The sequence below is a fragment of the Actinocorallia sp. A-T 12471 genome (assembly GCF_033875155.1).
Lineage (GTDB): Bacteria > Actinomycetota > Actinomycetes > Streptosporangiales > Streptosporangiaceae > Actinocorallia.
Genome location: NZ_JAWZTE010000007.1, coordinates 91,480 through 116,035, shown reverse-complemented (window position 1 = coordinate 116,035; position 24,556 = coordinate 91,480). Strand labels below are relative to the sequence as shown.

Genomic DNA, 24,556 nt, shown 5'->3' with positions numbered 1-24,556 from the left:
CAGCAGGACGGAAAAGGCGAACCAATCGTTATCTCCGCAGGTCCAGATGATCTACCTCAGAACCGGAAGATCACTATCATCGCCGGATGATCACCGCACGACGGTGGGCGGCCGGTCTGCTCGGCGCGCTCATCGCAGTGGCGGGGCCGGGCCTGCTCCCGGCGGCCGCCGAAGAGACCCCCGCCAAAGAACCACCGCGCGTCGAACTCGTCCTCGACTCCAGCGGGTCGATGCGCATCGCCGACCTCGACGGACGCAGCCGCATGGCCGTCGCGAAACAGGCGTTCAACGACGTCGTGGACGCGATGCCCGCCGAAGCGCACCTCGGCATCCGCCTGCTCGGCTCACAGCACAGGTTCCCCGGCAGCACCAAGGCCGTCGGCTGCAAGGACACCAAGCTGCTGTTCCCCGTGGGCGTGGTCGACAAGGTCGAGGCCAAGACCGCGATCGCGACGCTCGCGCCGACCGGCTGGACCCCCATCGGGCTCGCGCTGCGCGCCGCCGCCGACGACCTCGGCACCGGCGAGACGACCCGCAGGATCGTCCTCATCACCGACGGTGAGGACTCCTGCGGCCTGCCCGACCCGTGCGACGTCGCCCGCGAGCTCGCCGCGCGCGGCACCCACCTGGTCATCGACACCCTCGGCCTCACCCTCGACGCGAAGGTCCGCAGGCAGCTCACCTGCATCGCCGAGGCCACCGGCGGCACCTACACCGCCATCCAGAACCAGGCGCAGCTCACCGAGCGGCTGCAGCTGCTGATCAACCGCGCGGTGGACACCTACGCCGAAGCGCCCCTGCACGTCAGCGGGACCGCGGCCTGCGCCACCGCGCCGGTGCTCGCGCCCGGCGTTTACACCGACCGTGAGGAGATCGGCGAGCACCGCTGGTACCGGGTGCGGCTCGCGCCGGGGCAGGAACTGCGCGCGTCCGTCAGCCTGTCCCTGGACCGTAAGCTGAACCGGGACTACGGGGTGCTGCTGCGGGCGACCGCGAGCGGCGGCCGTGAACTCGTGCGCGGCTCGGACGCGGGCAGCGGCAGGACCGACGTGCAGTCCGCCGGCCTGCGCTGGTCCGACGGCCGCTCGGCCGACGACGACGACGCCGAGGTCAGGACGGTGTGCCTCGTGGTCAGCAACTCCTTCTCCGCGCCGCCCAAGGTGAGCACGTCGCCTGGCATGCCGCTCGAGCTGACCGTCGACCTCGTCGCCGCCTCGCCCGACCCGGGTGAACCCGTCCTGGGCCGCGGTTGGACGCTGCTGCTCGTGCTCGCCCTCGCGGGCCTCGTTGCCGGGCTCGTCACGGGCTGGCTGGCCCGCTGGCGGATCTCCCTCCGGAGGGCGAATTGACCATGCGCCGCACCATGCTCACCCTCGCCGCGGGGGCGGTCCTCGCCTGCGCCGCGCCCGCGCTCGCCGACGAGGACGCGACGGTCCCCGACCTCGAGGTCAGGACAGGGGGGCCGTCGTTCCTCAGCGCCACGGTCATCGAGCCCGGCCACCGGGTCAAGGTCACCGCGATGACCGGCGACTACCTGTACTGGTCGTTCGCCGCGGCGGCGGGGGAGTCGCACAAGGTCGACGTGCGGATCGCGCTGCCGCCGTCGGCCGACAGGCACGGCCCGATGACCTGGACCCTCGACGTGTTCGACGGGCTGCGCCGCCGCCAGTCCTGCACGGCGGGGGCGCAGACCGCGACCGCCGCGCGCGACGCGGCCCAGGTCGAGCTCGGCTGCACGCTGCGCAGGATCAGGACGTGGGCGGACCCGTGGTCGTATGACCCGCTGCCGGGCACGTACTACCTGCGGCTGTCGGCGACCGGGCTGCCGGACCGCGATCTGGGCCTGCCCGTCAGCACCGAGCTCGACCTGAGCGTCAGGGAGGGCGAGGCGCACCCGGCGGGCGCGCGCATGGAAGCGCCGCTCTCGCCGCCGGTGAATGCGGGAACGACCCTCGCGCCCGACGCGACGGCCGCGCCCACGACCGTCGACTCCGCGCCGAAGCCGGAGGCGAAGGGAGAGGGCTGGCTTGCGCGGCTGACCGGCCGCTGGACCTGGACCATCGTCGGCGGCGTGCTCGCCGCCCTGATGGGCGTCCTCGGCTACACCCTCACCCGGCACCCGCGCCGCTGGTTCGCCTGACGCCCGGTCCGGCACGGCTTCGCGCCGTGCCGGGCCGCGCGCTCAGGTGTGCGGGAGGATGGCCGGGTGAAAGTCGTGGCGATCTCCGACACGCACGCGCCGCGGCGGTGGCGTTCATGCCCGCCCGCCGTGGCCGAGCTCCTGCGCGGAGCCGACGTGATCCTGCACGCCGGCGACGTGTGCACCGCCGAAGTCCTCGACGAGCTTGCCGGCTTCGCCCCCGTCCACGCGGTCCTCGGCAACAATGACGGGCCCGACGTCGCCGCGTGGGGCGCGCCGGAGCGGCTGGAGATCGACCTCGACGGCCTGCGCGTCGGCATGGTCCATGACAGCGGCCCCGCCAAGGGCAGGCTGGCGAGGCTCCGCCGCGCCTTCCCCGACGCGGGACTCGTCGTGTTCGGCCACTCGCACATCCCCTGGGACGAGGGCGAGGGCGGCTTCCGCGTGTTCAACCCCGGGTCGCCCACCGACCGACGCCGTCAGCCGCACGGGACCGTCGGGATCCTGACGGTCGAGGCGGGACGGCTCGTCGCGGCGGAGATCGTCGCCGTCACGTGAGCGGTGTGACGGCGTCGGAGGCTAGTCGTTGTAGGTGAGGAAGCCGCGCACGGCGTCGAGGAACGCCTCGGGCTCGTCCGACAGGATGCTGTGCCCGCTCTCCTCGAAGATCCGCAGGTCAGCGCCGGGGATGCCGCGCGCTATCTCGACCGAGAACTCGGGCGCGCAGATCCAGTCGTGGCGCGCGCCGAGCACGAGGGTCGGGACGGTGATGCGGGGCAGGTCGGCGGAGACGTCGTAGGCGCGCAGGAAGCCCGCGAAGCCCTCGTTGAGCGCGTCAGGGCTGAGGATTCTGCGCTTCTTGCGCGCCTCGGCCAGGTCGTAGGTGCGCGAGTACAGCGGGCCGAGGATCTCGAAGTACTCCCTGAGCTGGTCCTCGCTCCCGAAGGTTCCCGTCCACAGCGGCTCGGCCGCCGCGCGCTGTTCCGGCGTGCCCCTCTCGGCGAGGATCTCTTGTGCCCTGGGCAGGAACCGGTGGCTCGGCGTGGTGGCGACCGCGACGAGATGCGAAAGGTTCTCCCCGTACCGGACCGCGTAGGAGAGCGCGACCATGCCGCCGTAAGACGCGCCGAGCAGGGCGATCTTCTCCAGGCCGAGGTGAAGGCGCAGCGCCTCGAGGTCCTCGACGTTGTTCTCCAGCGTGTAGGACTCCCGGGGGCCGCGCGCGGACCTGCCGCTTCCCCTGTGGTCCAGGTAGATGATCTGCGCCTTGTCCGCGAGCCCGGAGAGCACGGGCTTGTAGGCGCTGTGCTCGCCTCCCGGGCCGCCGTGCAGCGCCACTATGACGGGTTTCTCCCGCCACGTTCCCTTGTAGTGGACGAGGCCCGCGCCCTCCACGTCGAAGTACAAGTTCGTGTCCCGCACTCGCGCGTACATCGTCCCCCTTCGCGGCAAGAAGATCCCTCGTTGTCTACCGCACAGGACACCTTCCTGTCAGCGCGCTTCCCATCCACCGGGACCCGCGCGCTTGGGACACCGGGCTCTGTGCCCCGGGACATCGGCGCTCCTAGGTTCACGGCATGTCGGACGTCGAGTACCGTGCCGTCCTCGTGGTGTGCGCCGTCGCCCTCGTCGGGTCAGGGGTGCTGCGCCCCCGGCCGACGCGCGCCGACGCCCGCGCCCGCCTGCTGCGGCAGCACGGCTCGGTCCGGGTGGCATATGCCCTGTTCCTCCTGCTCAGGGCGTGGCTGACGGCCGCCGACCTCCGCCCGCTCCTCGGGTTCCCGTGCCTCGTGGGCGGCGTAGGGCTCGCCCTCGCGCTGCTGTCCCGCTGAGCCGGGCCGCGGAAATGTCGGCGGCGGCGTTTATGGTCGCGGCATGAGTGATCACGAAGCGGCCTGGGAGCGGGTGCTCGCGGCTGTGCGCACGGCCAAGCCCGTCGTCGTCGCCGACGTGGTGCGCGGGCTCGACGCCGAGGCGCGCAAGGCCGTCGGCAGGCGGACGAAGGAGCTCCTGCGCCTGCTCCCGGCCGCCGGCCGACCGCGTCTGTCCGCCCTGCGCGTCGCCGGGACGGGCTGTCTCAGCGGTGCCGCCGCCGCTGCCGCGTGGACCGCGCGGCGCGACCTGCGCGACTGGCGGCACCAACCGACGCTCACCGACGCGCTGGTGCGGGTCGTCGCCGACCGGCCGCGGGAATGGCGGCTCGACTACGCGCGCCGCCTGGTGGGCCGCCTGCGCGTCGCCGAACTCCTCGCCTGGGGGGCCGACCGCGTCATGTGGGAGGTGCCGGCCGCGCTGCTGCGCGAGGCGGGCGAGCCGCCGCCGCGCACGCCGGAGTTCGCGGGCGGCTGGCTGGTCTGGCGGCCCGACGAGCCCGTCGCCGACGACCCGCTGTTCCCCGGGGTCCTTGAGACCCTGTTCGACGCCGACGGCCTCGGCCCGATCCTCGCCGTCCAGGCCCCCTTCGACGCCCCGGCGCGCGAGGGCGGGGTCCCGCTCGCCGAACAGATCGTCGCCAACGCCCGCCGCGTCGACCTCCTCGACGGATGCGTCCGGCGGTTCCTGCGCGGCGGCGATGGCAGCCGGATCGCCTGGTATGTCGCGCTGCACCGCAGGCTCGCGCCGACGCCTGAGGAGTCCGCGGCGAGGCTGCGCGACTACGTGCGGCTGCTGCCGAACGCCGCGCTGCCCGTCGCCGAGCTGGCGTTCGAGCAGGTCAAGGCGGTGCACGCGCTGACGCCGCTCGCCCCGGAGACCTACGCAGAAGCGGCGTCCGCGCTGCTGTTCCGGCCGGAACGCAAGCTGCTGAAGGCGGCGCTTATCTGGCTCGGCAAGACCGCCAAGGGCCGTGAGGGCGTCGTCGTCGCGCAGGCCGCCGCCGCGTTCGCGATCGAGCACGCCGACACCCGCGACAGGGCGGTGCGCCTCGCCGTCCGGCACGCGAAGGCCGTCGATCCGCTCGCCGCCGAGACCGTCAGGGAGGCGGCGGCGGTGCTGCCCGGCCCGCTGCGCGAGGCGATCGCGGCGGCCTACGGCGGCGCGGCCGAGCCGGAAGAAGCGGCCGAGCCGCCGGTGCTGTACCCGGTCGCGCCCCGCGAGCTCGACCCGCCGATCGCGTCGCCCGCCGAACTGCTCGAGACGGTCCTCGCCGAGCTGCGGTCGCCGCGCGCCCAGCGCTGGGCCGACGGGGAGCGGCTGCTCGCGGGCCTCGTCACGCACGGGCCCGCGATCGCCGGAGACCTGCGCGCGCTCAACGAGCGCCACCCCTGGCTCCTGCACGCCGACGCCTCGGGCCTCATGGGGGTCCACTTCGTGCTGAACAGCCTGGCCAGGGGCCGCCCCCAGCGCGGCGTGATCGACTACCTGCGCGACAGACTCGGTAAGGCGGAGACCCTTCCCGGACGGCCGCACCTCACCCGGTTCCTGCACCGCCGCTTCCTCGACGCCACCGCGCGCTTCGGGGCCCCGACCCTGCTCGCCACCCCGACCTCCTCGACCGGCCACGTGGACCCCGAGGTGTTCGCGGCGCGGCTGCGGATGCTGGAGGAGGCGGGTCTGGAACCCGGCGCGTACGACCTGGAACAGGCGCTGCTCCGGCTGCCCCGCGAGGCCGCCGCGTCGGTCCTCGACGGCCTTGTCTCGCCCGCCGCCAAGACCGCGCGGTCGTGGATCGAGGGCGGCGGGCTGCCCGACCCGGAGATCGCCTACGAGGTCGTGGGGTACCGCAGGTCACGGCGCGGGTTCTGGGACGCGGAGCCGAAGACCACCCACGGCAAGCGCCTGCACGCGGTCGCCACCGGCGCGGAGGGCACCGGCTCGGCGGCCTTCCTGACCCGGCTGGACACCGCGACGATCGACGACGCCGCGACGCACAGGGTGGCCCGCTGGTGGACCTCGGTCATGCCCGCACACCGTGAGCTCACCGCCGTCCACCTGCTGCGGCAGGCCGAGTGGTGGCCGCTGGAGCGGTACGAGCAGGGCGAAATCCTGCTCGACCTCGCCGACGCCACGGGCCCGACCGGCCCCGCGACCGCCGCCCTCCTGGTCTACGGCCTGTCCTCCCCGCACACCGCCGACCGCGCCGGAGCCCTCGACGCCCTGCTGTCTTTCGCCGCCCAGGACGCCGTCCCGACGGCCTCGATGGGCTCCCTCATCCCCATCCTCACCGGATCGGGCGACATCACCCTGTCCCGAGTGACGGGTTGCCTCGCCGACGCCGTCCGCGCGGGCGCGAACCTCTGGCCGCTGTTCGAAACCGCCATCCCGGCCCTCCTGCCCGCCCCATCCGACCCCACCCCCGCCGCGCTAGCCGACCTACTCGCAGCCGCCTCCACCAACGCGACCCTCCACCACATCCGCACCCCCATCCCCGCCCTACAAACCTGGACCCCCAGATCCAACACCTCCCGCGCAGCAAAAGAAGCCACCCACCTAACCACCCTCCTAACCCCCTAACCCCCGCCCCCGCACCCCTGAACGTCGGCCACCGCGTCCCGTCAGCACCCACACGCGGCACAAAGCCCCTCCCACCGCCCCCACCCATCTTCGCCCCCGCACACCCGAGCGTCAGGGCCGGGCCTTGCCAGCACCCGCGCCCCGCGCGAGGGGCCTCGCTTCGCCCCCACCCGTCTTCGCACCCGTACGCCGGAGCGGCGCGGGTCGGGTTCTATCAGCGCCCGCGCGCGGCGCGAGGGAGCCTCGCTTCGCACCCGCGCACCCGCGCACCCGCGCACCCGCGCACCCGCGCACCCGCGCACCCGCGCACCCGCGCACCCGCGCACCCGCGTGTCCGGGAGCCGGGGGCCGGGTCCTGTTAGCGGTCCCGCGATGCGAGGGACCTCCGTATGTCGTTGCGCCTGCGCGCCTGCGGCCTGCGCGTCGGGGCGGGTTCTGTCAGTGTCGGGCGGTGCGAGGGGCGCCGCACCTTTTTGTATCGGCGCGTCTGAGGGGCGGGGGCGGATTGTCTCAGTGGCTGCGGGGCGGTGTGCGGGGTCTCCGCGGGTCTTTGTGTCGTGCGCTTGAGGGCTGGGGTGGGTTTTGTCGGAGGGGGTGGGTAGTTTGCGGGGGTGAGTGAGATGAATGCCGGTGGCGGTTGGGGGAGGGTGCGGGATGCGGTGGGGAGGGCGGATGCGCAAGGGGTCGCGGGTGTGCTTGGGGGGCTTGACGACGCGGAGCGGAAGGTGGTGGGCAAGGAGATCGGGGGGTTTCTGCGGGGGCTGGGGTTTGACTCGTGGGGCGGGGACAAGCGGGCCGGGGCGTTGCGGGTCGCGGGCGCGGGGAGTCTCGGCGGGGCGGCCGCGGTCGCGGCATGGGTGTGCAGACGTGAGCTGCAGACGTGGGACGACGACGGGTCCACCGCGCGCGCCGCGCTTACCGTCCTCGCCGAACGGCCACGGGAATGGCGGCTCGAGCTCGCCGCGCGGCTCGTGGCGCGGCTGCGCCTCGCGGAACTGCTCGACTGGGGCGGCGACCCCGTCCCCTGGGAGATCGCCGCTGGCCTGCTGCGCGCCGAGGGCGCGCCGCCGCCCGCCACGCTCGCGTTCGCCGCCGCGTGGCTGCGCTTCCGGCGTCCGGAGCCGGTGGCCGAAGACCCGTTCTTCCCGGTCCTCGTGCCCGTCCTGTTCGCCGAGGACGGCGTTGGCGGGGCGCTGCTCGACCAGGCGCCGGTCGGGCCGCCGGAGGTGCTCGAGCACAACGCCTCGCTGACCCTCGCCGAGGAGATCATCGCGCACGTCGACCGTGGCTTCCTGCTCGACGGGTGCGTCCGGCGGTTCCTGCGCGGCGGCAAGGGCCGGCAGATCGCCTGGTACGTCGCGCTGCACCGCGTGCTCGCGCCGACGCCCGAGGAGTCCGCGCCGAGGCTGCGCGACTACGTGCGGCTGCTCCCGGACGCCGCGCTGCCCGTCGCCGAGCTCGCGTTCGAGCAGGTGCGTGCGGTCGACGCGCTCGCGCCGCTGCCTGAGGAGACCTTCGCCGAGACCACGGCGGCCCTGCTGTTCCGCACCGAACGCAAACTGCTCAGGGCCGCGCTCGGCTGGCTCGACCGGACCGCCGGGGGACGTGAGCGCGCGACGGTCGCCGCGGCCGTCGCGGCGTTCGCGATCGACCACGCCGACACCCGCGAGCGGGCCGTGCGGCTCGCGGTGCGGCACAGCGACGCCGCCGATCCGCTGACGGCCGAGGCGGTCCGTGCGGCGTCGACCGAGCTGCCCGCGCCGCTGCGCGAGAAGATCGCCGCCGCGTATGGGAAGGTCGCCGAGCCCGCGCCCGTGGAGGTTACGGCGCTGTACCCGGTCGCGCCCCGGGAGCTCGACCCGCCGATCGCCTCATCCGCTGAACTGCTCGCCGAGGTCCTGGCTCACCTGCGCGCACCGGACGCCGCGCCCTGGAGCGACGTAGAACGCCTGGTCGCCGGGCTCGTCACGTTCGGCGGCGCGGTGTTCGCCGAGGCGCGCGCCCACGCCGAGCGGTACGCCTGGCCGATGCGCCAGGGCGGGGCGATGGACGGGGTCGTGCTCGTCTTCAACGCGCTCGTGCGGACCACGCGTCCCGGTGAGCTCGACGAGGAGCTGCGCGTCCGCCTCGCCAGGGCCGACGGGGCGTCCGCCCGCCCGTCGCCCGCGACGTTCCTGCGCAAGCGCTACCTTGAGGCGGCCCTGCACCTGGGCGACCCGGTGCTGCTCGCCACCCCCACGAGCGCGAGCGGCCACCTCGACCCAGAGGTGTTCGCGCACCGGCTGCGCACGCTTGAGGAGGCGGGCGTGGAGCCGGGCCCGGTCGATCTCGCCCAGGCGCTGCTGAGGCTCCCGCGCGACGCGGGCCCGCTGCCGTCGGGGCTCGTCTCGCCGTCGGCGGAGACGGTGCGCGCCTGGATCGCGGCCGGCGGCCTGCCCGATCCCGACGACGCCCTCACCACGGCGGTCTCCGGGCGGCTGCGCGCGCTCGCCGACGGCGTGGGCCCGCGCTTCGCCGGGTCGATCCACGCATATCCGGACCTTCCGCCCGAGCTGCCGCTGGGCGAGGCGGCCCCGCTGCTCGAGGCGAAACCCTGGCACTTCGGCCACCACGGTTCGGTCCCGTGGTGGCCGTCGGTCATGCCGTCCCACCGTGAGCTGACGGCCCTGCACATGATGTGCCAGGTCCGCGCCTGGCCCGAGGAGCGGTACGGGCAGGGCGGCATCGTCCTGTCCCTGTCCGACGCGACGGGCCCGACGGGCAACGCCACGGCGGCCGTCCTGCTGTTCGCGCTCGCGTCGAAGCACCAGCGCGAGCGGGCCGGGGCCCTCGACGCCCTGCTGTCCTTCGCCGCCCATGACGCGCTGCCCGCCCGCGACCTCGGCGCGCTGCTCGCCATGTTCACCGGCTCCGGCACGATCCTCCTGCCGCGCGTCGTCAAGGCGCTCACCGACGCGACCCTCGCGGGCGCGAACCTCTGGCCCGTCCTCGCCGAGGCGATCCCCGCCCTCCTTCCCACCCCCGCCGCCGCGCCGCCGCGCGGCCTCAACGACCTCCTCGCCCTGGCCACCCGCACCGCCGAACTCCACCACATCCGCACCCCGATCCCCGCCCTCACCGCCTGGACCCCCCTTTCCCGCACCTCCCGCACCACCAAGGAAGCCACAACCCTCCACCAAACCCTCACCTCCCCCTGACCCGGACACCGGCACCCCACCGATCGCCCGACCCCGCCCCGATCGTCGCCCCGTCCACCACGCGACGACCCTCCGCCGCGACCGCCACCCTCACCGCCGCCTGGACGACCGCCGCCGACTCCCCCGCGCCGCCGCCCGCAGGCGGGCGACGGCCCCGGCCGACGATCCCGCGCGCGCCGAGCGCCGGGTTGACCTCCCCGTCCGGGATGCGCGGGCGGGGAGCCTTGGCCGACGATCCCGTGCGCGCCGGGGCGATCTCGCCCGTCAGGGGCACCGGGCGATAGGTCCTGGGCAGCGGACCTTGGCCGACGAATCCGCGCGCGCCGAGCGCCGGGTTGACCTTCCCGCCCGGGATGCGCGGGTGGGGAGCCTTGGTCGACGATCCCGCGCGCGCCGGGGCGATCTCGCTCGCGAGGGGTGTGCGGGTGATGGCGGGTTGGGCGGGGGCGTGGGGGGTGAGGTGGGGTCTTGGGGTGGCGGAAGTGGGGTGGTTTGGTGGGTTTGGCCTGGGTGGGGTGGGGGGCGGGTGGCGTGACCTCACCGTTATTGAAGTTTCCTACTGGGTCGGTAGGTTATGCGGTGTGAGCAGCGGAATCGGGGGTGACGACGGGCGGCGGCCGAGGGCCGATCGGGCCCGGCAGGTGGCCGATGTGCTGAGGGCGCAGATCCGGCGTGGCGCGTTCGAGAGCGGGGTGCTGCCCAAGGAGGAGCGGATCGTCGCGGAGTTCGGGACGACCCGCAACGCCGTGCGCGAAGCGCTCGACCTGCTGCGCGGCGAGGGCCTGATCGAGCGGCTGCCCGGCGTCGGGACGCTCGTGACCGCCGTGAAGGTGCCGCACGGGCTGCACCGGCTGCTCGGCCTGAACGAGACGCTGCGCGAGCACGGCCCCGTCGTCAACGAGCTGCGGGCGGGCGGGGTCGTCACGCCGCCCGCCGCGATCGGCGCGCGGCTCGGCCTGCCCGACGGCTCACCCGTCGTCTACATCGAACGGCTGCGCAGGCTCGGCGGCGTGCCGCTCAGTCTCGACCAGACCTACCTCGAACCCGAACTCGGCCGTGAGGTGCTCGAGCAGGACCTCGTCAACGAGGACGTGTTCGTGCTCATCGAACGGCTCGCGGGCCCGCTCGGCAGGGCCGACCTCGGCATCGAGGCGGTCAACGCCGACGCCCACTCCGCCGCGGTCCTGGAGACGCCGCGCGGCGCGGCGCTCCTGCTGGCCGAGCGGCTCACCCATCTCGCCGACGGGCGGCCCGTCGACCTGGAGTTCATCCGCTTCCGGGGCGACAGGCTGACCCTGCAAGGCGCACTGCACAGGAGTCCGTAATGCCCCTCGTTCCACACCGTCAGGACGTCCCCGTCACCGTCGACCCGAGCCTCTGCATCGAAGGCTGCACCCTCTGCATCGACGTCTGCCCGCTCGACTCCCTCGCGCTCGACCCCGAGACCGGCAAGGCCCACATGTACGTGGACGAGTGCTGGTACTGCGGCCCGTGCGCCGACCGCTGCCCGACCGGCGCGGTGACCGTGAACATCCCCTACCTTCTGCGTTAAGGCGGCCCGCCCATGGAGATCCCCGAGCTCGCCGACCGTACCGAGCTGACCTGTGACGTGCTCGTCGTCGGCGGCGGCACCGCGGGCACGATGGCCGCGATAGCCGCCGCCGAGAACGGCGCGAGCGTCCTGCTGCTGGAAAAAGCGCATGTCCGGCATTCCGGGGCGCTGGCGATGGGCATGGACGGCGTCAACAACGCAGTCATCCCCGGCGTCGCGGACCCCGAGGACTACGTCGCGGAGATCACCCGCGCCAACGACGGGATCGTCAACCAGCGGACGGTCCACCAGACGGCCACTCGTGGCTACGCGATGGTCAAACGCCTTGAGGGCTACGGCGTCAAGTTCGAGAAAGACGAGCACGGCCAGTACGCGGTAAGGCGGGTACACCGCTCGGGCGCGTACGTGCTGCCGATGCCCGAGGGCAAGGACGTCAAGAAGGTCCTGTACCGGGTGCTGCGCCGTAGGGACATGCGCGAACGCGTCAGGATAGAGAACCGGGTGATGCCCGTCCGCGTACTGACCTCAGAAGGCAGGGCGGTAGGAGCGGCAGGATTCAACACCCGTACCGGCGAGTTCGTTGTGGTGCGCGCAGGAGCCGTCGTCCTCGCGACGGGCCCGTGCGGACGCCTTGGCCTGCCCGCCTCCGGCTACCTGTACGGCACCTACGAGAACCCAGCCAACGCCGGTGACGGATACGCGATGGCCTACCACGCGGGCGCTGAGCTCAGCGGCCTCGAGTGCTTCCAGATCAACCCGCTCATCAAGGACTACAACGGCCCGGCCTGCGCCTACGTCGCGAACCCGTTCGGCGGCTACCAGGTGAACGCCGCGGGCGACAGGTTCGTGGACTGCGACTACTGGTCCGGCCAGATGATGGCCGAGGTGAAGCGGGAGATCGACTCGGCGCGCGGCCCGATCTACCTCAAGACCACCCACCTGCCCGACGAGACCCTGACGCGGCTCGAAGGCATCCTGCACACCACCGAGCGCCCCACCCGGGGGACCTTCCACGCGGGACGCGGCCACGACTACCGCACCCACGACGTGGAGATGCACATCTCCGAGATCGGCCTGTGCGGCGGGCACTCGGCGTCGGGCGTGTGGGTCGACGAGCACGCCCGCACGACCGTCCCCGGCCTGTACGCGGCGGGCGACCTGGCATGCGTCCCGCACAACTACATGATCGGCGCGTTCGTCTTCGGCGAGCTCGCCGGGGCCGACGCCGCCGCCTCGTTCCGGCACGGGGAGCCCGACGAGGCCCAGATCGCCGCCGCGCACGAGCTCGTCTACCGGCCGCTGCGCCACCCGGACGGCCCGCCGCAGCAGCAGGTCGAGTACAAGCTCCGCAGGTTCGTGAACGACTATGTGGCCCCGCCGAAGACCGGCACAAGGCTGGAACTCGCCCTCGAGGCGTTCACGCGCATGTCGGCGGAGATCGCGGGGATGGGCGGACGCACCCCGCACGAGCTGATGCGCTGCGTCGAGGTCTCCTTCATCCGCGACTGCGCCGAGCTCGCCGCCCGGTCCTCCCTCGTGCGCACCGAGAGCCGCTGGGGCCTCTACCACGACCGCGCCGACCTGCCGGGCCGCGACGACGCCGCGTGGTTCGCCCACCTGAACGTCAGGCGGGCCGCCGACGGCGGGATGGAGTTCGTCAGGGTGCCGGTCCGCGACTATCTCGTGGAGGTCGAGGGTTTTGTCCCGCCCGGCGGTGAACGTACCGTCATCGACAGGTTCGCGCCGACGGAGTTCACCCCGTCCGGCCACGTCCCCGCAGGCGGACGCGCCCCCGCCGCCGCGCGATCGCCGCGCATCCTCGAACTGCTCGCCCTCGCCGAGACCTCGCCCGGCGTCGACGCGTTCGCGCCCTACCTCGCCGACGCCGACCCGAAGGTGCGCCGCGCGGCCGTCGCGACCCTCACCGAGACGGTCCCCGAGGGGTTCGCGCCGGTCCTCGCCGGAGCCCTCGACGACGGACACGCCTCGGTCCGGCACGCGGCCGCGACCGCGCTCCGCGAGTTGGTCGAGGTGATCCCGCCGACTCCGGCCCTCGCCGCGGCCCTGCGCGCCGAGCACGCCGACCCCGTCGCCCGCGCCGCGTGCCTCGACGTGCTGCGCGCGCTCCGCCTCGGCGACATCGCCCACTTCACCCGCGCCCTCGCCGACCCCGACCAGCGCGTCCGCCTTCAGGCGGTGCGCGGCCTCGTCTCCCTCGACGCGACCGACGCCGTCGCCAAGGCCGTCGGCGACCCCGCACGCGAGGTGCGCATCACGGCCGCCGCAGGACTCGGCCACCTGGCCGCCCCGGAAGGCACGGCCCCGCTCAGCGCGCTGGCCGCCGACCACGACCCCCTGGTCCGCGCCGCCGCGCTCAAGGCCCTCGCCTCCTACGACGGAGCCCCCGCCCTGTCCGTCCCAGCCCTGTCCGATCCGTCCTGGGAGGTCCGTTCCGCGGCGGCCTCGGCGCTGGCCGCAGCGCCCGCCCACGGCTCCGACCTCGCCCGCGCCCTTGCCGACCCGCACTTGGACGTCCGCAAGGCAGCCGTGATCGCCCTGGCCGCCCACCCGCCCGCCGCGTCCCGCGACGCCGCCCTCACCGACGCCCTGGAAGACCCGGACGCCGACGTCCGCGCCTACGCCCGCAGAGGACTGGCCTCGGAGGCCGGCGCGGGAAGGTGATGCTGGTACGCGACGGCGGCGGCGGCGACGGCGAGCAGCACCGGCACGATCAGGAAGGCGGGGTGCGGGCCGAACCCGTCGGCGAGCGCCCCCAGCACGAACGGCCCGGCCCCCACGCCGACGCCCGCGAACACCGAAGCGCGGGCGTTGGCGAGGTCGGTCCGCCCCCCTGACGCCTCCACCAGCATCGCCACGCACATCGGGAAGTGGACTGAAACACCGATGCCGGACAGCGCGAGGCCGAGATAGCCGAACAGGGGATCGGTCGCCAGCCAGAACACGAGCCAGCCCGCGCCCGTCACCCCGAGCGCGGCGACGAGCAGGAACGCGGGGGAGTGCCGCAGCGCGAGCCTCGCCCCGGTGAACCTGCCGACGGCGAGGCCCGCGGTGAACGCGGTGAGCCCGGTCGCCGCGGCCTCGAGGCTGAGCCCGGTGCGCCGCGCGAACAGCTCGGCCCCCCACAGGTTGAAGCAGAACTCGACGGCGGCGACGCACAGCAGGACCCCGCCCATGATCTGGAACCTGAGCCCGAGCGGCCCGCCGCCCGACGCCGCCTTGTCCAGCGCGGCGGGACGCTCCCGCACCCACCGCCGGCCGAGCGTGAGCGCCAGGAGCACCGACGCGAGCGGCGGCACGAGCAGCCCGGCCCGCCAGCCGAACGCCGACTGGGCGAGCAGGCTGAGCACGAAGGTCGAGGCGATCCCGATGCTGACGGCGACGGCGTTGGCCTCGCTGATCGCGGCGGCGCCCCGGCCGGGCCCGTGGTGGTCGGTGAGCGCGGCCATGCCCGCGTACAGGACGAGCGAACCCGCCGCGTTGGCGAGGCAGTACCCGAACAGCGTGACGGGCAGCAGGGGCAGCGCGGCGATCAGCAGCACCGCGGCGTTCATGCCCGCGAGGCCCGCCCAGACGACCCGGCGGCGGCCGAACCGCCGGGTGAGCCGCCCGAGCACCGTCCCGCAGAGGATCGTTCCAACGGCGAGCGCGGTGCCGTGCAGCCCGGCGACGGACTGGGACACGCCCTGTTCGGCCCGCAGCATCGGCAGCGCCGCGCTCAGCCCGTAGATCATCGTGGCGTAGACGCCGACCTGCAGATACACCAGCCAGGTGGCGCCGTCTCTGGTGAGCCCCCCGTTCCGAACGCCCACCGGACCCCGCTTCTCCTGGACCAAGACGGCAAATAGTACCAGTTAGTTACTATTTGTCCCTAGTGGAGGTTTTCGGGAGTCCGGTCGGCGGGTCAGCCGTACCAGCGGCCCGCCCACTGACGGTCGAGCTCGACCTGGTCGGGCGTCAGCTCGGCGTGCTCCTGGACGGCCTGGGAGGCGACCATGTCCTCGGGGCGCACACGGTCGGGGAGGCGGGAGAAACGGGCTTCGTCGCTCATTTCCCCAGTCTGTCACTCGGGCATGCGGGTGGCCAGCGCCACGACGGCCTGGGTGAAGCTGTAGTTGTCCGAGCCCGCGGCGGTGTGCCCGGCGTCCGAGAGTTCGACCACCTCGGCCTGCGGCGCGATGCCACGGAACCTGTCGAGCGCCTCGGCGCTGACCACGTCCGACAACGCGCCCCTGATCACCGCGAGCGGGACGGGCAGTTCGCGGGCCGCGCGGTCCATGTCCGCCATGTGCGCCTCGTATGCCTGGATGTCGCCCTCGTGCGGGGTGAGGAACGCGGGGTCCCAGTGCCAGTACCAGCGGCCGTTCTCGCGCTGGCGCAGGTTGCGACGAAGGCCGTCGGCGCTCTTGGGCCGCTCCTGGTGCGGCAGGTAGGCCGAGACGGCGTCGGCGGCCTCCTCGAGGCTCGCGAACCCGTCGGGACGGCTGTTCATGAACGCCACGACGCGCTCGCCGCCCGCGCTCGCGAAGCCCGGCACGATGTCGACGAGGACGAGCCCACGCGCGCCCTCCGCGCCGATCCGGTCGGCGACCATCAGCCCGGTCATCCCGCCCATCGACGCGCCGACGATCACCGGCCGTCCCGGCACCTCACGCAGCACCCTGACGACGTCCTCGACCATGGACGCGCCGCGGTAGTCGCCGTCGGCGATCCACGCGCTGTCGCCGTGGCCGCGCGCGTCGAGCGCGAGCGCCCGCACGCCCTCGGCGGCCAGCGCCGCGCCCGCCCTGCGCCAGGAGTGACGGGTCTGCCCACCGCCGTGCAGCAGCACGACGAGGGGGCCGTCCTCCGGCCCCCACAGGTCGCCGACGATCCTGTTGCCGGACGCGCCGGAGAAGTGCTTCGTGCGCGGGGAACGTTCCGTTTCGACGATGGCCATGGCCGTCACCTCCGGGGGGAAGGGCACACGGGTGCCGGGCCAGCGGTGTGAGCTGGACCACATTATGAGACTGCTGTACTCAAATCTGCTCCGACTATACCCGCCGACCGCCTTCCGGCCGTCCGGAAGGGGTCCATCCGCGCGGCGCGGGCCGCGGCGTGCGCGACCGGTACACGATGTACGGACGGGTCAGGTAGCCGACCGGCGCGGTGAGCACGTGCACGAGCCGCGTGAACGGCCAGATGACGAACAGGGCGATCGCGCTCAACGCGTGCGCCTGGTACAGCACGGGCACCCCGGTCATCAGGCTCGGCTCTGGACGCAGCAGGAAGATCGAGCGGAACCAGGGCGAGACGGTGTGCCGGTAGTCGTAGCCGCCCGCCGCGACGTTGGCGAGGCCCGTCGCGGCGAGGCCGAGCACGATCGTCACCGCGAGCACGAGGTACATGAGCTTGTCGTTGCGGGTCGTGGCGATGAACACCGGTCCGACCGTGCGGCGGCGGTAGATGAGGATCGCCATGCCGCCGATGGTGAGCACCCCGGCGGCCGCGCCGAGGACGACCGCGATCCAGTGGTAGGCGGTCTCGCTGAGGCCCGCCGCGTTCGTCCACGCCTCGGGGATGAGCAGGCCGCCGACGTGCCCGAGGAACACGAGGATGATCCCGTAGTGGAACATCGGGCTTCCCCAGCGCAGCAGCCGCCGCTCGTACAGCTCCGACGAGCGCGTGGTCCAGCCGAACTTGTCGTACCGGTACCGCCACACGTGCCCGAGCACGAACACGAGGATCGCGACATAGGGCAGGACCGCCCAGAGCAGGATCGACGTCACCGGCGTACTCCTCTCACAACGGGCTCAGGCAAGGCCACGGGGCCGTGTTCGCCCGGGCCCGGTGCAGGCCGCCCGGACTCAGGGCCGCGCTCGCCTGGGCCCGGAGTCCGGGCTTTTGAGGGCCAGGCTTCGCCCGGCCGCCCGGACTCCGGGCCGTAGCCCGGAAGGCCGACCTCCTCGTCCGGCGGGCCTTCGGCGGCGAGCCGCATGACGGCGTCGGCCGCGCGTCCCGTCAGCGCGGGAAGCGTCGCGTTGACGCCGTCGAGCACGTCCGCCCAGGGCGAGCCCGACTCACGGAGAGAGCGCCGCAGCAGCTCGAGCCCCGCCCTGTGCTCAAGAAGGAGCGCCCGCCCAGCGGCGTCGTAGGCGGCGAACTCCAGGACGACGGGAAGGTGGTCGGCGATCTCCTCCCCGGTGAGGACGAGCCCCGCCGCACGGTAAGCGCGCTGGAACCGCAGCAGTGCCATGCCCCGCTTACGGGTGTCCCCGTAGGCGTAGTACGACAGGTACAGGCAGCCCCGCTTACGGTGGTCGAACGTCTCCACGTAGGCGACCGCGAGCTCATGCGACGGCGTCGCGGCCACATGGTCGAGGAACCGTCCATACGGCTCGGCGATGGCGCGTGGCAGCCCGGCGACGACGTCGCGCAGCTCGGGCACGAGTCCGGGAAGCTCGGGCTCGGGGTAGCGCAGCAGCACCGACCCGGTCTGCCAGGCCGCGGCGGCCTCGGCGGGCGCCGGCCCCTTGGGCCTCACGGCTTGTCCCCGCGCTCGGGGAACATGCCTTCCGGCGTGCCCTTGCCGTCCCAGTTGAGCAGGTTGACCCGGGTCGAGCGGTCGAGCGAGCCGGTGGCGGCGTCGCTGGTCTGCCGTTCCTTGAGCACGTGGAAGTTCTCCACGGCCACCGGCACGGGCTCCCCGGACGCCTCGCCGAACGGCCCCGACCCGCCCATGCCGGGCCCTCCCTCGTAGTCGAGGGAGCATTCGGTGGCGAGCTCCTCGAGCCGGTGCGCCTGCTCGGCGTGCGCGGGCGGGATGACGTAACGCTCGTCGTACTTGGCCAGCGCGAGCAGCCGGAACATCTCGTACATCTCCTCGGGCTCCATGCCGACGCCGCGCGGTATCCCCTCGTTCGGCTCGCGGCCGAGGTTCACGTCGCGCATGTAGGCGCGCATCGCCGCGAGCCTGCGCAAAACCGCCTCGACGGGCGCGGGATCGCCCGCGGTGAACAGCTCGGCGAGGTAGCCGATCGGGATGCGCAGCGCGTCGAGCGCGGCGAAGAGGTTCCCGGCGTCCTCGGCGTCGTGGCCGGTGTCGCGGACCACGTCAACCACCGGCGACAGCGGCGGGATGTACCAGACCATCGGCAGCGTCCGGTACTCAGGATGCAGCGGCAGCGCCACCTTGTAGGTGTTGATGAGCGCGTGGACGGGCGAGCGCCGGGCCGCCTCGACCCAGTCGCGCGGGATGCCCGCCTCCTCGGCCGCGCGCTGGACCCCGGGGTCTTCGGGATCGAGGAACACACTCCGCTGCGCCTCGTACAGGTCGGTGTCTTCCGGCGTGCAGGCGGCCTCAAGGACCTTGTCGGCGTCGTAGAGGACAAGGCCGATGTAGCGCAGGCGTCCCACGCACGTCTCGGAGCAGACCGTCGGTAGGCCGACTTCCACCCGCGGGTAGCAGAACGTGCACTTCTCGGCCTTGCCTGTGCGGTGGTTGAAGTACACCTTCTTGTACGGGCAGCCTGTGACGCACATCCGCCAGCCGCGGCACTTGTCCTGGTCGACCAGGACGATCCCGTCCTCGGTCCGCTTGTAGATCGCCCCCGACGGGCACGACGCGGCACAGCTCGGGTTCAGGCAGTGCTCGCAGATGCGCGGCAGATAGAACATGAAGGTCTTCTCGAACTCCAGCTTCACCTGCTCCGACACCTTCTGGAGCACGACGTCGCCCTTGACGTACTCCAGCGAGCCGCCCAGGTCGTCGTCCCAGTTCGCGGACCAGGTGATCTTGGTGTTCTCGCCGGTGAGCAGCGACTTGGGCCGGGCGACGGGCATGTGCTCCTGCAGGGGCGCGTTCGTGAGCGTCGCGTAGTCGTACGTCCAGGGCTCGTAGTAGTCCTGGATGCTCGGCAGCACGGGGTTGGCGAAGATCGACAGCAGCTTCTTGAACCTGCCGCCCGCCGTCAGGGTGAGCCGTCCGCGCTTGGTGAGCCGCCAGCCGCCGCGCCAGCGGTCCTGGTCCTCGTACGTGCGCGGATAGCCGAGTCCCGGCCGCGTCTCGACGTTGTTGAACCACACGTACTCCACGCCCGTCCGGTTCGTCCATGTCTGTTTGCAGGTGACGGAGCAGGTGTGGCATCCGATGCACTTGTCGAGGTTCATCACCATCGCCATCTGGGCCATGATGCGCATCAGTAGGTGACCTCCTGGCTACGGCGGCGGATTGTGGTGATCTCGTCCCGCTGGTTGCCGGTCGGTCCGAGGTAGTTGAACGCGAACGCGAGCTGGCCGTATCCGCCGATCAGATGGCTCGGCTTGACGAGGATGCGGGTGAGGGCGTTGTGCACGCCGCCTCGCTTCCCGGACGTCTCCGACAGCGGCACGTCGATCAGCCTGTCCTGCGCGTGGTGCATGTAGACGGTGCCCTCCGGCATCCGGTGCGAGACGACGGCCCTGGCCACCACGACCCCGTTGGCGTTGACCGCCTCGATCCAGTCGTTGTCGCCGATCCCTGCCTTGGCGGCGTCCTGCGGGCTCATCCAGATCGTCGGGCCGCCGCGCGACAGCGACAGCATCAGGAGGTTGTCCTGGTACTCGGAGTGGATCGACCACTTGTTGTGCGGCGTGAGGTATCTGACGGTCACGCCGAGCCCGCCGACCGAGCCGATCGCCGGTTCCCCGCGCAGGCCCGCGACGTCGAGCGGCGGCCGGAACACGGGAAGCTGTTCGCCGAGCTCGGCCATCCAGTCGTGGTCGAGGTACAGGTGCTGGCGGCCGGTGAGGGTGTGCCACGGCTTCAGCCGCTCGACGTTCACGGTGAACGGCGAGTACCTGCGCCCGCCCGTCTCCGAGCCCGACCACTCCGGCGAGGTGATCACCGCGGCGGGCCTGGCCTGGGTGTCGGCGAAGGTGATCCGGTCGCCCTCGCGCTCGGCGGCGAGGTCGGCGAGCGCCACGCCGGTCCGGGTCTCCAGCTGCTTGAAGCCCTGGACGGCCAGGCGTCCGTTCGTCGTCCCGGAAAGGGCGAGGACCGCTTCGCACGCGTCGATCTCCGAGCGCAGCGACGGGCGTCCGTCGGCGGGGCCGCCGCGCACGACGCCGTTCTTGGCGCGCAGCAGCTCGACCTCCTCGTCGGGGTGGAACACCACGCCCTTGGTGGCCGCGCCCTGCTCCTCCACGAGCGGGCCGAGCGCTGCCATCTTCGCGGCCACCGCGCCGTAGTCGCGCTCCACGACGATCAGCTTCGGCATCGTCTTGCCGGGCACTGGCTCGCACTCACCCGCCGCCCAGTCCCTGACGCGGCCGTGCGGGGTCGCCATCGCGTCGGGGGTGTCGTGCAGCAGGGGAGCGGCCACGAGGTCCTCACGGACGCCGAGGTGGCCGTCGGCGAGCCTGCTGAACTCGCGGGCGATCGTCTGGAACGCGTCCCAGTCGGTGCGGGTCTGCCAGGGCGGGGCGATCGCCGGGTTGAAGGAGTGGACGAACGGGTGCATGTCCGTGGTGTTCAGGTCATGCTTCTCGTACCAGGTCGCGGCGGGCAGGACGACGTCGGACAGCAGGGTCGTGGACGTCATCCGGAAGTCGAGGGTGAGCAGCAGGTCGAGCTTGCCGACGGGCGCGTCCTCCCGCCAGACGACGTCCTTGGGCCGGTTCTCCGGCGGCGACTCCTCGGCCCGCAGCGCGTCGGCCGCGCCCAGCAGGTGCCTTAGGAAGTACTCGGTCCCCTTGCCGGACGAGCCGAACAGGTTCGCGCGCCAGATCGAGAGGACGCGCGGGAAGTTCTCCGGCGCGTCGGGGTCCTCGCAGGCGAACCGCAGCCCGCCCGCCTTCAGCTCGTCCACGACGTACTCGCCGACGGGACGGCCCGACGCGCGCGCGTCGTCGGCGAGATCGAGCGGATTGCGGTTGAACGTCGGATACGACGGCATCCAGCCGAGCCGTGCGGAAAGCGCGATGATGTCGGCGGTCGTGCGCCCCGCGAGTTTGCCGCCGGGCCGCGCGGGGGCGAGCGCGTCGGCCCCGAAGTGGTCGTAGCGGAACTGGTCGGCATTGAGGTACCAGTAGGCCGTCTGCACCATCTGACGGGCGGGCCGCGACCAGTCGAGCCCGTTGGCCAGCTGCGCCCACCCGGTGATCGGCCTGCACTTCTCCTGCCCGACATAGTGCGCCCAGCCGCCCCCGTTGACGCCCTGGCAGCCGGTGAGCGTGGTGAGCGTCAGGAACGTCCGGTAGATGGTGTCGGAGTGGAACCAGTGGTTCGTCCCCGCGCCCATCACGATCATCGACCTGCCGCGCGACGCCTCGGCGTTCGCCGCGAACTCCCGCGCGATCCGCGCCGCCGCGCGCGCCGGGACGCCGGTGATCGGCTCCTGCCAGGCGGGCGTGTAGGGCACGGAGGCGTCGTCGTAGCCGAGCGGCCAGACGCCAGGCAGGCCCTCCCGGCCGACGCCGTACTGGGCGAGCAGGAGGTCGAACACGGTGGTGACGAGGTGTCCGGCGACGGTCCGCGCGGGGACGCCCCGGCGCAGCTCGCCGGGCTTGTCGAACCTCGTCAGCTCGACCTCGACGCCGTCGGACCCGTCGCCGTACAGGGTGAGGGCGGGGCGCGCGCCGCCGAGGTCGAGGTTCCAGCGGCCCTCGCCGTCCTTGCCGAACCGGAAGCCGAGCGAGCCGTTGGGGACCAGCGGCGAGCCCGTCGCCTGGTCCAGGACGACCGTCTTGAACGCGGCGTTCTCGCTCGCCGCGAGGTCGCCGGGCAGGTCGGCGGCGGTGAGGAACTTGCCGGGACGGTAGCCGCCGCGCCCGTCCTCCTCAAGCCGTACGAGGAACGGCAGATCGGTGTACTTCGTGACGTACTCGGTGAAGTACTCGACCTGCCGCTCGACGAAGAACTCCTTGAGCATGACGTGGCCCATCGCCATGCCGAGCGCGCCGTCCGTGCCTGGCGCGACCGCGAGCCACTCGTCGGCGAACTTCACATTGTCGGCGTAGTCGGGCGAGACCGCCACGACCTTCTGGCCCCGGTAGCGCGCTTCCGCCATCCAGTGGGCGTCCGGCGTACGCGTCACCGGGAGGTTCGACCCCCACATGACCAGGTAGGAGGCGTCCCACCAGTCGCCGGACTCCGGCACGTCGGTCTGGTCGCCGAACACCTGCGGGGAGGCCACCGGCAGGTCGGCGTACCAGTCGTAGAATGACAGCATCGTGCCGCCGATCAGCGACATGAACCGCGCGCCCGACGCGTGCGACACGATCGACATCGCCGGGATCGGCGAGAACCCGGCGATCCTGTCCGGCCCGAACTCCTTGATCGAGTGGACGTGGGCGGCCGCGACGATCTCGACGGCCTCGTCCCACGACGCCCGGACCAGGCCGCCCTTGCCGCGTGCGGACTTGTACCGCCGCGCCGACTCCGGGTCGGACACGACCGCCGCCCAGGCCGTCACCGGGTCGCCGGTGCGGGCCTTGGCCGCGCGGTACAGCTCGAGCAGGACGCCCCGCACGTACGGGTAGCGCACGCGGGTCGGCGAGTAGGTGTACCAGGAGAACGCCGCCCCGCGCGGGCAGCCGCGCGGCTCGTACTCCGGCCGGTCGGGGCCGACCGTCGGATAGTCGGTCTGCTGGGTCTCCCAGGTGATGATGCCGTCCTTGACGTACACCTTCCACGAGCACGACCCCGTGCAGTTCACCCCGTGCGTGGACCTGACGATCTTGTCGTAGGACCAGCGGTCGCGGTAGAAGACGTCGGCGTCACGGCCGCCCTTCTTGCTGAGCGTACGCAGGTCCTTGGAGACCTCGCCCTTGGTGAAGAACCTTCGGGTGCGTACCAGGACGTCGCTTACCGGCCCGTCCAGGCCCGCGTTCTCGTCAGCGGCCACCGCCGCCCCCCTTCGTCGTGCGTCTGGCGACCGCCTTGCGGACCCACGTCCCGGTGAACAGGGCGGCCGCCGCGCCCACGACGGCCAGGAGCGCGAGGCCGATCCCGTAGCCGCCGGTCGCCCCGTAGACCGCGCCCATCACCAGCGGCGGCACGAAGCCGCCGAGGCCGCCCGCCGCGCCGACGACGCCCGTCACCCCGCCGACCTTCCCGGCCGGGGCGAGCAGCGCGACGAGCGCGAACACCGCGCCGCTGCCCGCGCCGAGCGCGGCGGCCATGAGCAGGAACGCGAACGTGCCGAGCGGCATGAGCGGCGGCGTGAACGCCTGGATCGCCGCGCCGATCGTCACCGCGACCATCGCGACCGTCAGCACCTTGACCGCGCCGATCCGGTCCGACAGCCAGCCGCCGACCGGCCGCATGAGCACGGCGAGGATGACGAACCCGGCCATCCGGTTCGACGCGTCGGGCGGCGTCAGCTTGTAGGCGTTCTCCAGATACGTCGGCAGATACACCGAGAAGGCCACATAGCCGCCGAACGCCACCGCGTACAGCGCGGACGCCTGCCAGGTGACGCCGAGCCTGCACGTCTCCTTCAACCCCGCGAGCGCCGACCCCGACGGGACGGGCCTGGCCGGTGAGTCGCGCAGCGCGAACCAGGCGACGACCGCGTACACCGCGAGGACCACGGCGGTCAGCAGGAACGGCGACGGCAGCCCCCAGGCGTCGGCGAGCCTGACCGTGGTGAACGCGCTGATCGCGGTGCCGCCCATGCCCATGCCGAAGATCCCGATCGCGGTGCCGCGCCGCTCGGGCGGGAACCACGCGTTCACGAACGGCACGCCGACCGCGAACGCGGTGCCGCCGACGCCCAGCAGGAACCCGAAGACCAGCAGCCCGGCGAACGAGTCGACGCCGAACCAGGCGAGGCACAGCACGGGCACGATGGTGATCGCGGAGACCGCGGTGAACATCACCCGGCCGCCGTACCTGTCGGTCAGCAGCCCGACCGGGATGCGGCCCAGCGAGCCGACGATCACCGGGACCGCCACGAGCAGCGACTGCTGGAACGGGCTCAGCCCCAGCGACTCCTTGAACCGCGACGCGAGCGGGCTCAGCAGCGACCACGCCCAGAAGTTCACGGCGAACCCGATGGTCGCCAACGCAAGCATCAGCCCGGGCGAGCGATGCTCCCCGGTCGTTCTCGCCACACTCATCCGATTCGGCCCTTCCGCTCCAGGCCCGTCATGCCCGGGCGGGGACCGCGCGGACGGGCCGCCGCGCAATCTTGGCCCGCCCGCGTGCAGATCTTGACCGGCCGGCGGCGCGTCCCG

Annotated in this window: 19 protein-coding genes; 9 read left to right on the top strand and 10 right to left on the bottom strand. The window is 72.9% G+C overall.

Features of this window, described 5'->3' with window-relative positions; translation table 11 throughout:
* Positions 1 to 86: 86 nt before the first annotated feature.
* The 3 genes from R9X44_RS20770 (at position 87) to R9X44_RS20760 (ending at position 2,698) form a co-directional block, all read left to right on the top strand.
* Complete coding sequence (locus R9X44_RS20770; RefSeq protein WP_319815884.1) at positions 87 to 1,349, top strand: VWA domain-containing protein; 1,263 nt, start codon at positions 87 to 89, stop codon at positions 1,347 to 1,349.
* Between the two features lie 2 nt (positions 1,350 to 1,351).
* Positions 1,352 to 2,140, top strand: coding sequence for a hypothetical protein (locus R9X44_RS20765; RefSeq protein ID WP_319815883.1), 789 nt, complete (start codon positions 1,352 to 1,354; stop codon positions 2,138 to 2,140).
* A 66-nt stretch (positions 2,141 to 2,206) separates the two neighbouring features.
* On the top strand, positions 2,207 to 2,698 hold the full coding sequence (locus R9X44_RS20760) for a metallophosphoesterase family protein (RefSeq protein WP_319815882.1): 492 nt from the start codon (positions 2,207 to 2,209) through the stop codon (positions 2,696 to 2,698).
* Positions 2,699 to 2,719: 21 nt separating this feature from the next.
* Here R9X44_RS20760 and R9X44_RS20755 read toward each other — a convergent pair whose 3' ends face one another.
* Positions 2,720 to 3,574: an alpha/beta fold hydrolase gene (locus tag R9X44_RS20755; RefSeq protein ID WP_319815881.1), complete on the bottom strand. Its 855-nt coding sequence runs from the start codon at positions 3,572 to 3,574 to the stop codon at positions 2,720 to 2,722.
* Positions 3,575 to 3,717: 143 nt separating this feature from the next.
* On the opposite strand from R9X44_RS20755, the gene R9X44_RS20750 reads away from it, so the two are divergent.
* The 3 genes from R9X44_RS20750 to R9X44_RS20740 all read left to right on the top strand — a co-directional run bounded on the left by R9X44_RS20750 (position 3,718) and on the right by R9X44_RS20740 (position 9,789).
* Positions 3,718 to 3,972 (top strand): hypothetical protein, encoded by a 255-nt coding sequence (locus tag R9X44_RS20750; RefSeq protein ID WP_319815880.1) that lies wholly within the window; start codon positions 3,718 to 3,720, stop codon positions 3,970 to 3,972.
* Between the two features lie 43 nt (positions 3,973 to 4,015).
* Positions 4,016 to 6,592, top strand: coding sequence for a DUF6493 family protein (locus R9X44_RS20745; protein ID WP_319815879.1), 2,577 nt, complete (start codon positions 4,016 to 4,018; stop codon positions 6,590 to 6,592).
* 692 nt (positions 6,593 to 7,284) lie between these two features.
* Positions 7,285 to 9,789 (top strand): DUF6493 family protein, encoded by a 2,505-nt coding sequence (locus tag R9X44_RS20740; protein ID WP_319815878.1) that lies wholly within the window; start codon positions 7,285 to 7,287, stop codon positions 9,787 to 9,789.
* On the opposite strand, the gene R9X44_RS20735 is transcribed toward R9X44_RS20740, so the two are convergent.
* Positions 9,776 to 10,063, bottom strand: a complete 288-nt coding sequence (locus R9X44_RS20735; RefSeq protein WP_319815877.1) for a hypothetical protein — start codon at positions 10,061 to 10,063, stop codon at positions 9,776 to 9,778. The genes R9X44_RS20740 and R9X44_RS20735 overlap by 14 nt on opposite strands.
* 307 nt (positions 10,064 to 10,370) lie before the next feature.
* Here R9X44_RS20735 and R9X44_RS20730 point away from each other — a divergent pair, with 307 nt between their 5' ends.
* From R9X44_RS20730 to R9X44_RS20720, 3 genes are read left to right on the top strand one after another with little or no spacing between them, the layout of a single operon-like run.
* Positions 10,371 to 11,114 (top strand): GntR family transcriptional regulator, encoded by a 744-nt coding sequence (locus tag R9X44_RS20730; RefSeq protein WP_319815876.1) that lies wholly within the window; start codon positions 10,371 to 10,373, stop codon positions 11,112 to 11,114.
* Complete coding sequence (locus tag R9X44_RS20725) at positions 11,114 to 11,341, top strand: ferredoxin family protein (RefSeq protein ID WP_319815875.1); 228 nt, start codon at positions 11,114 to 11,116, stop codon at positions 11,339 to 11,341. Before R9X44_RS20730 ends, R9X44_RS20725 begins: the two co-directional genes overlap by 1 nt.
* 12 nt (positions 11,342 to 11,353) lie before the next feature.
* Positions 11,354 to 14,023, top strand: coding sequence for a fumarate reductase/succinate dehydrogenase flavoprotein subunit (locus R9X44_RS20720; protein WP_319815874.1), 2,670 nt, complete (start codon positions 11,354 to 11,356; stop codon positions 14,021 to 14,023).
* Here the strand turns inward: R9X44_RS20720 and R9X44_RS20715 are convergent.
* The 8 genes from R9X44_RS20715 to R9X44_RS20680 form a co-directional block, all read right to left on the bottom strand.
* Complete coding sequence (locus tag R9X44_RS20715; protein ID WP_319815873.1) at positions 13,978 to 15,123, bottom strand: MFS transporter; 1,146 nt, start codon at positions 15,121 to 15,123, stop codon at positions 13,978 to 13,980. The genes R9X44_RS20720 and R9X44_RS20715 overlap by 46 nt on opposite strands.
* Before the next feature lie 140 nt (positions 15,124 to 15,263).
* Entirely contained in the window at positions 15,264 to 15,410 is a 147-nt protein-coding gene (locus R9X44_RS20710; RefSeq protein WP_319815872.1) for a hypothetical protein, read from the bottom strand.
* A 12-nt stretch (positions 15,411 to 15,422) separates the two neighbouring features.
* Positions 15,423 to 16,298, bottom strand: a complete 876-nt coding sequence (locus R9X44_RS20705; RefSeq protein ID WP_319815871.1) for an alpha/beta hydrolase — start codon at positions 16,296 to 16,298, stop codon at positions 15,423 to 15,425.
* 94 nt (positions 16,299 to 16,392) lie between these two features.
* Positions 16,393 to 17,127: a respiratory nitrate reductase subunit gamma gene (narI, locus tag R9X44_RS20700; protein ID WP_319815870.1), complete on the bottom strand. Its 735-nt coding sequence runs from the start codon at positions 17,125 to 17,127 to the stop codon at positions 16,393 to 16,395.
* Positions 17,124 to 17,882 carry a nitrate reductase molybdenum cofactor assembly chaperone gene (narJ, locus tag R9X44_RS20695; RefSeq protein WP_319815869.1) on the bottom strand — a complete coding sequence of 253 codons (759 nt, stop codon included), beginning with the start codon at positions 17,880 to 17,882 and terminating at the stop codon, positions 17,124 to 17,126. The genes narI and narJ overlap by 4 nt, the downstream gene beginning before the upstream one ends.
* Positions 17,879 to 19,537: a nitrate reductase subunit beta gene (gene narH, locus R9X44_RS20690; protein WP_319815868.1), complete on the bottom strand. Its 1,659-nt coding sequence runs from the start codon at positions 19,535 to 19,537 to the stop codon at positions 17,879 to 17,881. Before narH ends, narJ begins: the two co-directional genes overlap by 4 nt.
* Complete coding sequence (locus R9X44_RS20685) at positions 19,537 to 23,223, bottom strand: nitrate reductase subunit alpha (protein WP_319815867.1); 3,687 nt, start codon at positions 23,221 to 23,223, stop codon at positions 19,537 to 19,539. Before R9X44_RS20685 ends, narH begins: the two co-directional genes overlap by 1 nt.
* Positions 23,213 to 24,439: an MFS transporter gene (locus R9X44_RS20680; RefSeq protein WP_319815866.1), complete on the bottom strand. Its 1,227-nt coding sequence runs from the start codon at positions 24,437 to 24,439 to the stop codon at positions 23,213 to 23,215. Before R9X44_RS20680 ends, R9X44_RS20685 begins: the two co-directional genes overlap by 11 nt.
* Positions 24,440 to 24,556 lie beyond the last annotated feature (117 nt).